Origin of the sequence: Cellvibrio zantedeschiae, from assembly GCF_014652535.1 — a bacterium.
Lineage (GTDB): Bacteria > Pseudomonadota > Gammaproteobacteria > Pseudomonadales > Cellvibrionaceae > Cellvibrio > Cellvibrio zantedeschiae.
Genome location: NZ_BMYZ01000001.1, coordinates 1,221,894 through 1,236,235 on the forward strand (window position 1 = coordinate 1,221,894; position 14,342 = coordinate 1,236,235).

General features: G+C 43.7%; 15 protein-coding genes and 1 tRNA gene. 12 read left to right on the forward strand and 4 right to left on the reverse strand.

The window, feature by feature from the left end; translation table 11 throughout:
- Positions 1–58: 58 nt before the first annotated feature.
- From IE104_RS05455 to IE104_RS05510, 12 genes are all read left to right on the forward strand, one after another.
- On the forward strand, positions 59–1,765 hold the full coding sequence (locus tag IE104_RS05455) for an ATP-binding SpoIIE family protein phosphatase (RefSeq protein WP_189416544.1): 1,707 nt from the start codon (positions 59–61) through the stop codon (positions 1,763–1,765).
- Between the two features lie 44 nt (positions 1,766–1,809).
- A complete protein-coding gene (locus IE104_RS05460; protein ID WP_189416545.1) occupies positions 1,810–2,154 on the forward strand; it encodes an Hpt domain-containing protein in 345 nt (114 codons plus the stop codon).
- A gap of 153 nt (positions 2,155–2,307) precedes the next feature.
- Complete coding sequence (locus tag IE104_RS05465; protein ID WP_189416547.1) at positions 2,308–4,026, forward strand: flagellar hook-length control protein FliK; 1,719 nt, start codon at positions 2,308–2,310, stop codon at positions 4,024–4,026.
- 304 nt (positions 4,027–4,330) lie between these two features.
- Positions 4,331–4,957 (forward strand): flagellar basal body-associated FliL family protein, encoded by a 627-nt coding sequence (locus IE104_RS05470; protein WP_189416548.1) that lies wholly within the window; start codon positions 4,331–4,333, stop codon positions 4,955–4,957.
- A gap of 49 nt (positions 4,958–5,006) precedes the next feature.
- A complete protein-coding gene (fliM, locus tag IE104_RS05475; protein ID WP_189416550.1) occupies positions 5,007–6,017 on the forward strand; it encodes a flagellar motor switch protein FliM in 1,011 nt (336 codons plus the stop codon).
- Positions 6,004–6,405, forward strand: a complete 402-nt coding sequence (gene fliN / locus IE104_RS05480) for a flagellar motor switch protein FliN (protein WP_189416551.1) — start codon at positions 6,004–6,006, stop codon at positions 6,403–6,405. The genes fliM and fliN overlap by 14 nt, the downstream gene beginning before the upstream one ends.
- Positions 6,406–6,428: 23 nt before the next feature.
- A complete protein-coding gene (fliO, locus tag IE104_RS05485; RefSeq protein ID WP_189416553.1) occupies positions 6,429–7,046 on the forward strand; it encodes a flagellar biosynthetic protein FliO in 618 nt (205 codons plus the stop codon).
- Between the two features lie 72 nt (positions 7,047–7,118).
- Complete coding sequence (gene fliP, locus IE104_RS05490) at positions 7,119–7,901, forward strand: flagellar type III secretion system pore protein FliP (RefSeq protein WP_189416554.1); 783 nt, start codon at positions 7,119–7,121, stop codon at positions 7,899–7,901.
- A 33-nt stretch (positions 7,902–7,934) separates the two neighbouring features.
- Entirely contained in the window at positions 7,935–8,204 is a 270-nt protein-coding gene (fliQ, locus tag IE104_RS05495) for a flagellar biosynthesis protein FliQ (protein WP_189416556.1), read from the forward strand.
- An 8-nt stretch (positions 8,205–8,212) separates the two neighbouring features.
- Positions 8,213–8,998, forward strand: a complete 786-nt coding sequence (fliR, locus tag IE104_RS05500) for a flagellar biosynthetic protein FliR (RefSeq protein ID WP_189416557.1) — start codon at positions 8,213–8,215, stop codon at positions 8,996–8,998.
- A complete protein-coding gene (gene flhB, locus IE104_RS05505; RefSeq protein ID WP_189416558.1) occupies positions 8,999–10,129 on the forward strand; it encodes a flagellar biosynthesis protein FlhB in 1,131 nt (376 codons plus the stop codon). It begins immediately after the preceding gene.
- Positions 10,130–10,278: 149 nt separating this feature from the next.
- Positions 10,279–10,365: transfer RNA gene (locus IE104_RS05510), tRNA-Leu, on the forward strand.
- A 99-nt stretch (positions 10,366–10,464) separates the two neighbouring features.
- On the opposite strand, the gene IE104_RS05515 is transcribed toward IE104_RS05510, so the two are convergent.
- The 4 genes from IE104_RS05515 to IE104_RS05530 all read right to left on the reverse strand — a co-directional run bounded on the left by IE104_RS05515 (position 10,465) and on the right by IE104_RS05530 (position 14,064).
- Positions 10,465–11,862: an FAD/NAD(P)-binding protein gene (locus tag IE104_RS05515; RefSeq protein WP_189416559.1), complete on the reverse strand. Its 1,398-nt coding sequence runs from the start codon at positions 11,860–11,862 to the stop codon at positions 10,465–10,467.
- Positions 11,863–11,981: 119 nt separating this feature from the next.
- Positions 11,982–12,401 (reverse strand): ExbD/TolR family protein, encoded by a 420-nt coding sequence (locus IE104_RS05520; RefSeq protein ID WP_189416561.1) that lies wholly within the window; start codon positions 12,399–12,401, stop codon positions 11,982–11,984.
- On the reverse strand, positions 12,401–13,138 hold the full coding sequence (locus tag IE104_RS05525) for a MotA/TolQ/ExbB proton channel family protein (protein WP_189416562.1): 738 nt from the start codon (positions 13,136–13,138) through the stop codon (positions 12,401–12,403). Before IE104_RS05525 ends, IE104_RS05520 begins: the two co-directional genes overlap by 1 nt.
- A gap of 170 nt (positions 13,139–13,308) precedes the next feature.
- Complete coding sequence (locus tag IE104_RS05530) at positions 13,309–14,064, reverse strand: energy transducer TonB (RefSeq protein WP_189416564.1); 756 nt, start codon at positions 14,062–14,064, stop codon at positions 13,309–13,311.
- Positions 14,065–14,342 lie beyond the last annotated feature (278 nt).

The following is a 14,342-nucleotide window of genomic DNA, read 5'->3' on the forward strand; positions in this document are numbered from 1 at the left end:
AGTTCTTTCAAATCCAGGTTATGGTTTCCATAACCGATGGTGAATGGAAGCGGTTGCTATGAATGAAGTCCGCAATTTAAAAATTCTCGTAGCTGATGATACCGATTCTGATCGTCTTATTTTAGAGACGATTGTGCGCAAAGAGGGGCATCAGGTTTTTTCCGCAAAAAACGGTTTGGAAGCCGTTAATATTTTTCAGCAAGAACATCCCGATATTGTATTGCTAGATGCACTTATGCCGGAGCTGGATGGCTTTGATGCTGCTCGCCAAATTAAACATTTGGCGGGTGATGAATTAGTGCCCATTATTTTCCTCACGTCCCTGCAAGATACAGAATCGCTGGTTCATTGTTTGGACGCCGGTGGCGATGATTTTTTATCCAAGCCATACAACCGCGTTATTCTAAAAGCCAAAATTAAATCGTTTAATCGCATGCGCGGTTTGCATAACACCATGATTGAACAGCGTGATCAGTTGTCACAACATCACCAGCGCTTATTGCAAGAGCAAACTGTCGCCAAACAAGTGTTTGATAACGTCGCCCACAACGGTTGTTTAAACGCGAGTAATGTTCGTTATTTTCTATCATCACTCGCTGTGTTTAATGGTGACGTGGTGGTGGCAGGTATGCGACCTAATGGCAATATGATGGTATTGCTCGGCGATTTCACCGGTCACGGCTTGCCCGCAGCAATTGGCGCTATGCCTTTGGCATCTACTTTTTATGGCATGGTGCACAAAGGCTTTTCCATGTCCGATGTGCTGCGCGAAATTAATAAAAAATTAAAATCGATTTTGCCAATCGGATTATTTTGTTGCGCAACAATGATTGATTTTAATTTTCGTCGCAAGCGTATAAAAGTATGGAACGGTGGTTTACCAGCGGGAATGATTTATCGCCAAGATGGTACTGTTATTCCCATGCGGTCCTCTCATTTGCCGCTTGGAGTTTTGCCAGAAAAAAGTTTTAAGGATGATGCGCAATTCTACGACCTCGATATTGGCGATAGAGTTTTTATGTGGTCAGATGGGATTCATGAAGCACGCAATTCAGACGGCGAAATGTTTGGTGAAGAGCGCCTGTTACAATTGTTTGAAGAAAATGATTGTAGCCAATCTGCATTTGATGAAATTTTGTTGGGCGTTAAAAATTTTATTGGTTCCGGCGAGCAAGACGACGATTTATCCATGATCGAAATTTGTATGCAAGCACCGGAAAATGTTAGTCATCCCAATTACAACTTCAATCAGTCGCAACAAATGGCGCAAGTTGAGTGGGAGTTGCGATTTGAAGTTAAACCAACCAGTTTTAAATCATTCGACCCTTTACCTTTTTTGCTGAATATTCTGACAGAAGAACCAGACCTGCGCGGCTTTAGTGGCAGCCTATACACTATTTTGGCAGAGCTTTATTCCAATGCACTTGAGCATGGTGTACTTGGGTTAAGTGGCGACATTAAAAAAACACCTGAAGGTTTTACTGAGTATTACACCCAGCGTGAAAAACTGTTAAATGAAATTACTACCGGATTTGTTCATATTTATTTTGCGTATTCATCCAACATTGAAGGAGGCTCATTAACGCTGCGTGTTGAAGACAGTGGTGAAGGTTTTGATTATAGTGCACGACAAGGTAAGGAGTTATTGGTAACCGGCTATAGTGGGCGTGGTATAGGCATAGTGGAAAAGCTCTGTAAAACGGTGCGTTATTATGGTTCTGGTAACATGGTTGAAGTGGTGTTCGAATGGGTTAATAATGACTAGCCTGTTGATCATCCTGTGAATGAATTGCGTGCCTGGATTAGCTTATGAACGACCCCCAACATTTAGATTACGATGCGTTGAATGCGCTTAAAGAAGTTATGGAAGATGATTTTGGTTTTTTAATTGAAACCTATTTGAAAGACTCTAGTGATCGCTTGGTAGCGCTTCATGAATTAGTGAAAAGTGAAAATGCAGATTTGATTCGCAGAACCGCCCACAGCTTTAAAGGTAGTAGTAGTAATTTAGGCGCCGTGTTTTTGGCTAGCTTGTGTTCAGTTGTAGAGCGCAACGCTCTCGATCAAAAATTTTTCACCCTGCCTGAAGATGTCTCGCGGATTGAAGCGGAGTTTTTAATCGTTAAACAAAAGATGCTGGATTTTCTTGGTTAGCAACGAATAATAAATTTTACTGTTCTATCGCCTTTTGGCACCTCCCTTGCTTTTATCTTGTTGAAATCGTAAATCAATAACAAAATCCATTCGAAAGCGGCAAGCCCTTGCCGTTTTGTGGTTTTGTGGTGGCAATACAACGAGGTGGCGGCAATGAATAACAGCTCTGCAAATAATTTTTTACTCAAATCCGTACAGGCGCCTGCCGCTCAGGCATCGGTACCCAAACGCAACTATCAGGATGATAACGCCGCCAGCTTCCAACAAAGTTTTAAAGATGTTCATGAAAGCGTGCGAGCGCAAGATGAAAAAGTTGCAAAACCTGCTCCTAAAAAAGTCGCTGCTGCTGATAACCGCAAGCCAGCGAATGACGTTGAGAGAAAGCCCTCTGCACCGGTTAAACAAGCTGAAGAAAATCGCTCGCGCGAGCAGGTAGACACCACCGAAAACAAAGCTGAGAAGAGCGATAAGCTAGCCAATCAGGATTCCAATCCTCAATCCAGCGAAGGTAACGATGCAAACAAAGAATCATCAAGCAAAGATGGCGGCAAAAAATCCACCGCTAAAAACACGACGGAAGATGAAGTGGCTACCGACCTTGCTTCTCCAGTGGTGGCAGCACCTATAGTTCCTGCCGCCTTAACTGCGGTGGAATTGCCTGCGGAAGTTTTAGCTGCAGGTGCCATAGATGTTAAATCTATTATTGAGTCCGGGTTTAACTTGCCTGCAAACATGACCAAAAGCGAACCTGCGATAGCTGCTGGTGATTCTCCAGCAGGAAACACCGTGGTATCGAGCAGTACAGAAGCGGTAGATCAAAGCGTTTTGAATGTGGATATGCTGACCACAACGGCAGATCAAGGCATTCCGAATGTAGATGTGCTTGCCACCACAGCTGACGCGGGGGCCGCACTAAAGCAACAAGCAACAGCTGAATCTTTATCGTCCAAATCTTCCGAAATTGTGGTTGATCTTGAAACATCTCCAATTCCTCAAATTGCAGCTACAGATTCGCCGGATACCCTTGTTGATCAAGCAGCTATTGCATTAACGACCGCAGGTACTTCAGCTCTTCCAAAAACACCTGCAACACAGGCGGCAACCTCAGTTCCACTTGGGGAGGATGCTTCAACGGCGGATGGACTTAGCGCTATACCTGCTCCTCAGGTTGTAGAGAATTCAGCATCCAGGCAGGCCCCTCAGGTTGCGAGCAACCAGCCCTTGGCAGCAGATGCAAATCAAACACAAAACCAGTCACTGGATCCTAAGGCCAGTTTCGAGAAAACCCTGCAAAATATTTCCATACCTGAATCGGCGGGGCGCGATGCAGGAGCTACGTCTGCCGCTGCGCCAGCTAATTCAACTAATAGCGCTCCAGCTACTAGCGCTTTGGATTCGATGTTGCGTTTCAGTGATGCCAATACACCTTCTGCCCGTGGCTTTGTTGTTCAGACCGCAGTGCCTGTACCTGTTGGTCAGCCCCAATGGAGCCAGGCGGTAGGTGAGAAAGTCTTATGGTTAGCGGCGCAAAATGTGAGTTCGGCAGAAATTCACCTCAACCCTGAAAATCTTGGGCCAATGCAAGTTAAGGTCAGCGTTAATCAGGAGCAGACTACGGTTAACTTCACAAGTCATCACCCGGTAGTGCGTGAGGTGCTTGACCAAAACATGGGGCGCCTGCGCGACATGTTCAGTGAGCAGGGTTTGAATTTGGTTAATGTAGACGTATCGGATAAATCGTTCAGTCGCCAACAAGGCGAAGCCAAAGATCAAAAGGGACAAGCTGGCAATAAAGATGTAGCCACTGATGAGGACACACAAGTTGCCGTAAGTGCTATCACCCAACAACGCCTTGTGGATCACTACGCTTAATTCTTCTATTTATGCGAGGCCATTTTGGCTTCGCATATCCTCTGTTTGTTCGTAATTAAACGATGGTGCCCGAGGCCGGACTTGAACCGGCACGCCCCAAAGAGCACCCCTCTACTCTTGCTCGTTGATTATTTGAACATCTTGCCTGCAATACAGTCATCTCAGTAAATCACGCTCAAAAAAAGCCGTTTCGTCCATATGCTTCGCTAGCATTCAAACAATCCGCTGCTACGCTTTAGGGAACAATAGCTGGCATAGCTATTGCTCAAACCCTATTAGCCAAAGAAAGTGACGGAGTTTTGACATGGCCGCTGGAAAAAAAGAAGACAAAGACGACAAGGCAGATCAACAGGTTGATGCCGCTGCCGCTGAGGCCAAGAAAAAGAAGAAAAAGCTTTTCATGTTTATTGGAATTGCTGTTTTATTAGTATTGATTTCAGTGGGTGCGACTTTCTTTATCGTATCCAAAATGATGGGCTCCAAACATTCGGGTGATGAACAAGAGGCTGCGGCTGAATCCAGTGAAGCAGCTGAAGTGGTTGCGCCAGCGGTTTATTATCCCTTGAAACCTAATTTCACCGTTAACTATGACGTAAATGGCCGCCAACGTTTTTTACAAGCTGAATTAACGCTTATGTACCGCGATCCAGCGGTGGTAAAAACACTGGAGTTACATATGCCAGCTGTGCGCAACGGTTTGGTAATGTTATTGAGCAGCCAAGTGTTTGAAGAATTGCAAACCGCCGAGGGCAAAGAAAAATTGCGCGCGGCTGCGCTGCAAACTGTGCAAGATATTATTGCTAAAGAAGAAGCCGCTGGCGCTGAAAAAGCTAAAGAGTCTGAAGAGGAAGAAGACGAAGAAAAATCTGCGGAGAAAAAATCTTCACCCAATATTGAACAAGTATTATTTACTCAATTTGTAATGCAATAAACTCAGCCGCTAACGCAATATCAGTAATGCAATAAAAGGATAGTGACTCGTGCAAGATCTCTTATCGCAAGACGAAATCGACGCGCTCCTTCATGGTGTTGATGACGGCGACATAGAAACCGAATCGGACGTAGAGCCCGGCACGGTAAAAAACTATGACTTAACCAGTCAGGATCGTATTGTGCGCGGGCGTATGCCTACGCTCGAAATGATTAACGAACGTTTTGCACGTTACACTCGCATCAGTATGTTTAACATGTTGCGCCGCACTGCAGATGTTTCTGTGGGCGGCATCCAAATTCAAAAATTTGGTGAATATGTTCACACGCTTTATGTGCCTACCAGTTTGAACATGGTGAAATTTCGCCCGCTGCGAGGCACAGCATTAATTATTTTGGATGCCAAATTAGTTTTTAAATTAGTAGATAATTTTTTTGGCGGCGACGGACGCCATGCAAAAATTGAAGGCCGTGAATTTACGCCGACTGAATTGCGTGTTGTCCAAATGGTATTAAACCAGGGCTTTGTTGATCTTGCCGAAGCCTGGAAAGCAGTGATGCCAATTAACTTTGAATACGTGCATTCAGAAGTGAACCCATCGCTTGCTAACATCGTAAGCCCCAGTGAAGTCGTTGTAGTCAGTACTTTTCACGTAGAACTTGATGGCGGCGGCGGTGAATTACATATCACTATGCCTTACTCAATGATTGAACCTATTCGTGAAGTTTTAGATGCCGGTTTGCAATCAGATACCGACGAACAAGATGAGCGTTGGGTAAAAGCACTGCGCGAAGATGTGCTCGCCGCAAAAGTTGAATTGGAATGCGATGTTGTGCGTCGTGAAATTACACTGCGTGACATTGTGGATTTAAAAGCAGGGGATGTAATCCCCATTGAATTTCCTGATTTCCACGTGCTAACCGCAAACGGTGTACCTATGTTCAGGACACAGTTAGGTCAGCATCGCGGCAATCTCGCCTTAAAAATTAAAGAATTTTTTGATCGCTCCAGCGCGCAAAATATAACAGGTACCCCAGGAGTTAATAATGGCAAGCGATGATATTAATCAAGACGATATGGCCGATGATTGGGCTGCGGCCATGGCAGAGCAGGCCGATGCAGATGAGGCAGCAGCTAATCCCATTTCATTTGAAGAGTTGCAAAGCGAAACTAATAAAGTTAACCCCAATCCTGAATTGGAAGTTATTTTAGACATTCCCGTCACCATTTCTATGGAAGTAGGGCGTACCTCAATTACGATTCGCAATTTGTTACAACTCAACCAAGGTTCCGTTATCGAGTTGGATCGTTTGGCGGGTGAACCATTAGATGTATTGGTAAACGGTACTCTAATCGCGCACGGCGAAGTGGTTGTGGTCAATGAAAAATTTGGTATTCGTATGACCGACGTTATCAGTCCTGCAGAGCGTATTAAAAAGCTGCGCTAATTTATTTGTGTAAAGGTGGTTGTATGCAAAATTTCACCGGCTCATATAAAAAATCTATTGCCGGGATCTTATGTGCCTTAAGTATTTCGCTTATTTCTTCTAGTTCAATTGCAAGTGATTCTACCGCGCCCGCCGCTAATAAACCTGATACGCCTGCGCAGGTTGCGGCGAGTTCAGCAACGAGTGAAACTCAACCGAATCCAACAGCTACGCTTACTCCTACCACTAATGTTAAAGCTGCTCCGGTATCTGCAAAAACTAACAGTGCATCCCAGCTCGCAAGTTTGGTTGGTGGGCTAGCGTTAATTTTGGTATTGATTTACGGGCTTTCCTGGTTTGTTAAACGCTTTAGCCAAGGTGGTTTTCTGCAGAGCTCAACTATGAAAATTGTTTCGGCTATGCCACTGGGCACGCGCGAACGATTGTTGTTAGTAGATGTTGGCGGCAAACAATTATTACTGGGCATTACCGCAACCCAAATAAATACTTTGCATGTGTTTGACGAACCAGTTGTGCAATCTGAAAAAGAGCAACCTGTTTCATCTGATTTTAGCCAAAAGTTAATGGCAATCTTGCAGCAAAAAAATAGTGCTTCTTCCAGTGCTTCATCTGAAGGCCCGAGTAAAAAATCCAATTCGTAAGGAATTATTATGTTGATGTATGGATTGCGGAACATATTCCGCATCACAAAATATTTTCTTGTAAGTGCGCTAATGTTGATAAGCGTAAATACCTGGGCGCAAGCGACTCCACCTAGTCAACCAAGTGCAGCACCCGCAGCTTCGGTGACCAATATTGGTGGCTCCTTACCGGCGATTCCAGGTTTGCCTGCATTGACTGTTAAAACCAATAAAGATGGTACGCAAGAATACACAGTAACCCTGCAAATTCTCGGCATCATGACCATGCTGACTTTTTTGCCAGCGCTACTCATGATGGTTACATCCTTCACGCGTATCATTATTGTATTTTCAATTTTGCGTCAAGCTTTAGGTCTTCAGCAGTCACCATCGAACCAGATTTTAATTGGCCTCGCGCTATTCCTTACTTTTTTTATTATGCAGCCGGTATTTAATAAAGCGAATCAAGACGGCTTGCAGCCCTATATCAATCAACAAATTACGGCCAACGTTGCTATTGAGCGAGTAGCAGCACCATTCCATGCGTTTATGTTGGCGCAAACTCGTGAGTCAGACATTAATTTGTTTGTAGGTATTGCCAAGCATCCACCTATAGCAACACCACAAGACACGCCATTTAATATTTTAATTCCTGCGTTTATTATCAGCGAATTAAAAACGGCATTTCAAATTGGCTTTATTATTTTCATTCCATTTTTAGTAATTGATATTGTGGTATCCAGCGTGCTTATGGCCATGGGTATGATGATGCTGTCGCCACTAATTATTTCCTTGCCGTTTAAAATTATGCTCTTTGTGTTGGTAGATGGTTGGGCCATGATTGTGGGAACACTCGCCGCCAGTTACGGTGTTTAATGAAAAGTTACGGGGTTTAGAGGAGTAAAGTTTATGACACCAGAAGTCGTTATGGATTTATTTTCCGAAGCACTTTATCTCACGGTATTAATGGTTCTGGTGATTGTAGGGCCGAGTTTGATCGTAGGTTTGATTGTGAGTATGTTCCAGGCCGCCACTCAAATTAACGAACAAACCCTCAGCTTTTTGCCGCGGTTGATTATGACAATTGCGACTATAGGCATGGCAGGCCCCTGGATTATCACCAAGTTTATGGATTTGTTTACACGGCTTTATACAAACATACCAACTCTTATAGGTTAATGTTTCGCATGCAAGAACTTGTTGTCAGCGAAGCGCAAATTAATCAATTTATCGGCCAGTATCTGTGGCCGCTAATTCGCATTAGCGCATTTTATTTTGCAGTTCCCGTCATTGGCGCCCGCACTGTGCCTGCTCGTATCCGCATCATGCTTACGCTTTTTACTGCGCTTTTAGTGGTGCCTCTCTTACCAAATGCTCCTGTTGTTTCCTTCTTCTCGCTCGCCGGTATGTTAATGGTGGTGAAAGAATTATTAATTGGGCTTGCTTTAGGTTTTGTACTGCAAATGGTAATGCATGTATTTGTTTTGACCGGGCAGTTAGTTGCGTTGAAATTAGGTTTGGGTTTTGCGGCGCAGAATGATCCATCGAGCGGCGTAAGCGTTACGGTACTCTCACAATTTTATTTGTTGATGTCGACTTTATTGTTTTTGGCAATCAATGGTCACTTGGCAGTTATCAATATGATCGTCAATAGCTTTACGACTTTCCCTATAGGTGGCCCCGGTCTTTCGTTAGATGATTACATGCTGATCGTGCATTTATTTTCGTGGATGTTCGCCGCCGCTTTGTTAATCAGCTTACCCATTTTTACCTCCATGATGATTGTGAATTTATCTTTCGGTGTCATGGGGCGTTCTGCCCCTCAACTTAATATTTTAAATGTCGGTTTTCCCATCACATTAATGTTTGGTTTTATTTTAATGTGGTATTCCTTATCCAATTTCCTGCCGCTCTTTAATCAAATAATTGAAGAAGGTATGGCTGCTGCAAATACATTAGTGGGGTCACCCTAAATGGCAGAAGACGACAGCCAGGAAAAGACGGAAGAGGCCAGTGGGCGAAAGATTGAGAAGGCGCGTGAGGAAGGGCAGGTACCTCGATCGCGCGACCTTACAACCTCTATTGTTTTGCTGCTGGGTTCAATAGGTCTTTTGTATTACGCGGATTTCATGTGCGGAAAATTCATTGACATGATGCGCGTTAATTTTGTTTTAACGCGCGAGACTATTTTTGATCCCAACGCCATGATTGGCCTGTTTGTATCATCGCTTTTTCAAGGCCTACTGAGCATGGCTCCGTTTATGGCGCTCATGATGGTAGCGTCAGTAGTGGGGCCCGTTGCCTTAGGTGGTTGGTTATTCAGTGCAGATGCACTCATGCCGAAGCTCAGCCGCATGGATCCCATGGCAGGCTTGAAGCGCATGTTTTCGATGAAGTCGCTCATCGAATTATTAAAATCGACGGCGAAAGTAGGGATTATCTTGGGGGCGACAGTTTTATTGCTCAAGTATTACGCGCAGCCCATGTTTCGTTTGAGTGACGAATCCATCAATGTCGCGATTATCCACTCCGCAGAAATTAGCGCCTACGCTGTGATCGCGCTCTCCGCATGTACATTAATCATTGCGGCCTTTGATGTTCCCTTGCAGATTTTTGAATACAACAAAAAATTAAAAATGTCGAAGCAGGAGCTGAAGGACGAATCTAAAGACACTGACGGTAAGCCTGAGGTTAAAGGTCGCATACGCCAACTGCAGCGCGAAATGGCCCAGCGCCGCATGATGGCTAACGTTCCTACGGCGGATGTGATTATTACCAACCCGACACACTATGCGGTTGCTCTGAAATACAATCCCGAAACCATGGCCACGCCGATTTTATTAGCCAAGGGAGGAGACAATATCGCCCTTAAAATCCGCGAAATCGGCAAAGCCCACGGCGTAGAAATTATTGAATCACCGGTTCTTGCGCGGGCGATCTTCCACACTACCGAGCTCGACAATGAGATTCCGTCAGGACTTTATCTAGCTGTTGCCCAAGTGCTCGCCTATGTCTTCCAGCTGCGCACTTACCGTAAAGGCCGCGGCCAGAAACCTCGCTATCCCGGCAATATCAATGTACCTAAGGACATGTATTTCGATTAATCTAGGCTCCGGCGCTCTGAAAATAGCCGTATTGGCCGATAAATCAGCCCTGTGGCGCGTTTTCAGCCATCCGCTTCAAATACCTGGAAAAAACTAAAAATTATCGTTGACGCCGGAAAACTCGTTGATATAATGCGCCCACTTTCTTTGCCAGTGTGGCGGAATTGGTAGACGCACCGGATTCAAAATCCGGCGACCTTAAAATCGTGTCGGTTCGAGTCCGACCACTGGTACCAAATATAAACCGACTACTACCAATGTTGGTTGAAACAAAAAAACCGCTTAATAGCGGTTTTTTTGTTTTTGTCGTTTGAGATTCTCGCCAGGTTATATTTTTAATTAAAGGCTTCTAAATTAGTCGATAATTTTTGGTTAGTAGATAATTCTTGCGCTTGCATTTGCTCTGAGATTGCCGCAGCAATTTTTACACTCTGTTGCCGGATTTCATTAATAGCGGTCGTTTCAAATAGTAAATTACCCAAAGCAGGGCCAAGTGCATAAAGCTCATGCTGATTGGATAATTTCAAATCATTGGATTTGCAAAAAAATTCCGGGTCGACCAGGTTACCGCAAAGCTTTTCCAGTTGATGGTTGTAACAGTAACCACTACAAATCACCATTTTTTCAGCTTTAATCAAAGCAGTGGTGTGTGTAAGATTCAATAAAAAATAATCTCCATGATGTTCCGCCTGTTTCACTTCACCTTTGATAATTGTCAGTCTTCCTTCTTTTTGTAATTTAATCAGCAAGTCATAAGTTGATGTGGGTATACGGTGGCGTGCAATATTCCACCAAGGCAAAACACGGCGTAATTTTTTTTGTTCGCGGGAGGGAAGCGAGAGCCATGTATTGTTTGTTTCTTGCCGCAGGCTATTGATTGTGGTTTGCCAAAAAATATTTCGATTTGCATTAGCATCAATTTGTTTGCGAACAGCGTTCAGTATTTTGCGCGCGCTTTTTACACTGGGAAATTTGAACGGTATGCAATCCTGATGACTGGATTCCAGGTGCGGTAGTGGAGTTAATCCGTGACGCGAGAACACCTGGATATCGCCTTTAAAATTTTGGTGGGCGAGGTGTTGTACGGCATCAACCATACCCAATCCTGAGCCCACTACAATAATGCTGTTCAACTTACGCCAATCCTGTTGAAGAAATTCCGGATGATAAGGCGATGGAAAAATATTCTTTCCTGCAAAGTTCCTGTGTTTTGGTTCGGAGTTACCAGTTGCCAAAATTACCGTGTCAGCCAGTAATGATTCCTTGGAGCTAAGTTCAATAACGAGACCGGAGTTTGTTGCTGCTCTAACGCTCGTAGCTCTTGCTGTAACTTTATAAACCCGTATATGTTTTTCTGCGCAACTGGCTACGGCGTTGTCAAATATCCAGCGAAGATATTCACCGTAAATCATCCGTGGTACAAAATCCTTGGCGCTAAAATTTACATGGAGAAAATCTGGATGAAGATTACGCCAAAGGTAAGGATATTTGGTTAGCCACTCAACAAAATCATCAGGCTTTTGGTGCCATGCCCCCATCCGCTTAGCGGCGACATTTAAAATAAAAGAAGGATGATCAATAGAATAGGCGAGCCCAACCTTAAACGCTTGGCTGTCGTCAATGATGTAAATATTAGTGGGAATTCTAGAAGAATTGTTTAATTGGGTGCTGAGTTCAGCTAGGAGCAGTGTTGCAGAAGCACCACCACCTACAATTACAATTGATTTAGACACAGATTGATTCAACAAAAGTTCCAGTTGGTAAGATTAAGGTAGCTAAAATAACATCATGCGCTTTAAAAAACATCGCATCCTTGCGACTATAAAGTTGGAGATTTACTACTACCTAAAACTTAATTACCTTCGTGCTCGCTAATGAACGAAAGGCGATCAATGCCAGCACGCTCAATTGCGGCCATAACTTTTGCGATTACCCCATAATTTACTTTCTCATCTGCATTGAGATTCAAACGTATTTCCGGGTTTTCAGTTTTGCGCTTAATTAACTCAGCTTCTATTTCAACGAGGGGATAACCCTCTTTATCAATATAAACTTTTCCTGTTTCATCAACGCTTATCACAGTAGGTTTCTCAGGTTCCTTTTGTTGAAAGGTGGGTTGAGTGTCAGGCAAATTAACGTTGATGGTATTGGTGAGCATAGGCGCGGTGATAATAAACGTCACCAGCAGCACCAACATAACATCTACCAAAGGTGTTACGTTGATTTCACCAAATACTTCATCGCTATCACTGCCGCCAGATGAAAAAGCCATTACGCTAATACCTCTTTGCCAGAATCAGATTTTGCTTTAGCACCAGAAAAATCATTTGTACGAGTGCTCGATTTAGTTGTCGGGATTGAGTGCACACGGAAACCTGATTTTTGTACCAGGGTAATAAAATCTGTTGCAAAATCATCCAGGTCAGCGGCAATCAATTTCAAACGACGTAAGAAAAAGTTGTAGGCAAGAACTGAGGGAACCGCTACGGCGATACCTACACCGGTCGCAACCAGAGCTTCACCAATTGGGCCCGCTACTACTTCAATATTGGCGGACGATTTACTGGAAATGGCGGTCAACGCAAGAATAATTCCAAATACAGTTCCAAATAATCCAACGAAAGGAGCCGTACTGCCTATTGACGCTAATACAGCTAAACCACTTTCCAATGAGCGACGCTCTTTATGAATTTGCTGGCGCAGGTGACGTTCAAGCAAATCCTGACGATCCCAACTGTTTTCCAAATTACTTGCCGGAGTTGAATCCGCGCTACGTAAAGTAGTGAAGCCGATGGCAGCCACGCGTGCAGTCGGGCCAACATATTTTTCCAATGATGCCGCCGCGTTTAAATCTGCTGCGCTCCAAAAATCCTTTTTAAAACGTCTGTTTTGAATTCCCAATAAAGAATGCTGAATAGCTTTCAGGAAAATCAATGTCCAGGTCACTACAGAAAAAAATGCCAGTGACCAAAGTGTCCATTCAACGATATGCTTGTACAACTCATTCATAATTTACTCACTTAATTTACATCTTAAAAATTAATGGATAGTTAAAAATTAATTGAGTCGTTACATCAACTTATTAACAACCAACCAGATTACAAAAACGTTTTACTTTTTACCGGGCGTTAAATGCCCATACGAAAACCATAAAGACCTAGATGACAAATCACTAAGGACTAGCTGCCTAAGCGGAAATCAATAGGTACTTCAACCCAACCTTCAATTGCAGTTTCACCCTTACGAGCTGGTACGAATGTCCAGCGTTGTACAGTTTGGGAAGCTGCTTGATCGAGAATTTTTCTACCACTTGAGGTTTTTACTTCCACAGTTTTGGCTTTACCATCTGGCTGAACCAATACACTCAGCACTACAGTGCCTTCCCAACCTTTTTCTTGCGCTACTTCAGGATAAACAGGTGGTGGATTATTTAAATATGCTGCCGTCGCAGAAGCCTCGGTTACTGTCTCGCTAACTTGCGCTGCGCCACTGGCGACAGGTGCGGGCGCTACATATTGTTCAATTACATTTGGATTATCAGTAACCACTTTTTGTGAAGCAGGCTTGGGTAGTTCTTTTTTAGTAACTTTTGGTTGCTCTACAACTTGTGGTGGAATAACCGGCGGTGTATAGCGTTCCAATTTAATTTTTGGTATTTCTACTTTTTTAACCGCTTCTGCAATGGGTTGATAATAAAAATATCCAAATACCAAAACGTGTAAACCTATAACGGCAGCGGTAAATAAAGTTGTTCCCAAACGGCGATACTTTGAATATACCAACTCGATAGGCTTATCGATTTTTACTTGTCTTGGTTGCAGCGGAATAATATCGGCAGATTTTAATTGCGCGGATTTTCCATTTTGGTTGCGGACCAAGGCGCGAACGTAACGACGGTCATGGGCATAGGGCTCGGAGTAGGCATGTGCACTCATGGTAAGTTCCTTCCCGCATACTACGGGGATTACTGGTTTAACTAACATGCTGTAGCTATAGAATTACAGCTCTTGTGAGGTGAATTGCAGCATCTATGCCAGTTAAGTAACCAGGAGGGAATTTAGCGGTCAAATAGAAAAAATTATTGCAATGCGGCGTTAAATTAACCAAATCAAACATATTTCAATTTGCAAACAACCTTTGCGATATATGCTTAGAAATATTGGTTTTTAAACGCGAATCCGATTCGCGTGTAGTGCGGAACAGCTTGTTAAGA

Coding starts and splice junctions, on each gene's coding strand:
- IE104_RS05455 (WP_189416544.1), top strand. CDS start 59: ATGAATGAAGTCCGCAATTTAAAAATTCTCGTAGCTGATGATACCGAT.
- IE104_RS05460 (WP_189416545.1), top strand. CDS start 1,810: ATGAACGACCCCCAACATTTAGATTACGATGCGTTGAATGCGCTTAAA.
- IE104_RS05465 (WP_189416547.1), top strand. CDS start 2,308: ATGAATAACAGCTCTGCAAATAATTTTTTACTCAAATCCGTACAGGCG.
- IE104_RS05470 (WP_189416548.1), top strand. CDS start 4,331: ATGGCCGCTGGAAAAAAAGAAGACAAAGACGACAAGGCAGATCAACAG.
- fliN (WP_189416551.1), top strand. CDS start 6,004: ATGGCAAGCGATGATATTAATCAAGACGATATGGCCGATGATTGGGCT.
- fliO (WP_189416553.1), top strand. CDS start 6,429: ATGCAAAATTTCACCGGCTCATATAAAAAATCTATTGCCGGGATCTTA.
- fliP (WP_189416554.1), top strand. CDS start 7,119: ATGTTGATAAGCGTAAATACCTGGGCGCAAGCGACTCCACCTAGTCAA.
- fliQ (WP_189416556.1), top strand. CDS start 7,935: ATGACACCAGAAGTCGTTATGGATTTATTTTCCGAAGCACTTTATCTC.
- fliR (WP_189416557.1), top strand. CDS start 8,213: ATGCAAGAACTTGTTGTCAGCGAAGCGCAAATTAATCAATTTATCGGC.
- flhB (WP_189416558.1), top strand. CDS start 8,999: ATGGCAGAAGACGACAGCCAGGAAAAGACGGAAGAGGCCAGTGGGCGA.
- IE104_RS05520 (WP_189416561.1), bottom strand. CDS start 12,401: ATGGCTTTTTCATCTGGCGGCAGTGATAGCGATGAAGTATTTGGTGAA.
- IE104_RS05525 (WP_189416562.1), bottom strand. CDS start 13,138: ATGAATGAGTTGTACAAGCATATCGTTGAATGGACACTTTGGTCACTG.
- IE104_RS05530 (WP_189416564.1), bottom strand. CDS start 14,064: ATGAGTGCACATGCCTACTCCGAGCCCTATGCCCATGACCGTCGTTAC.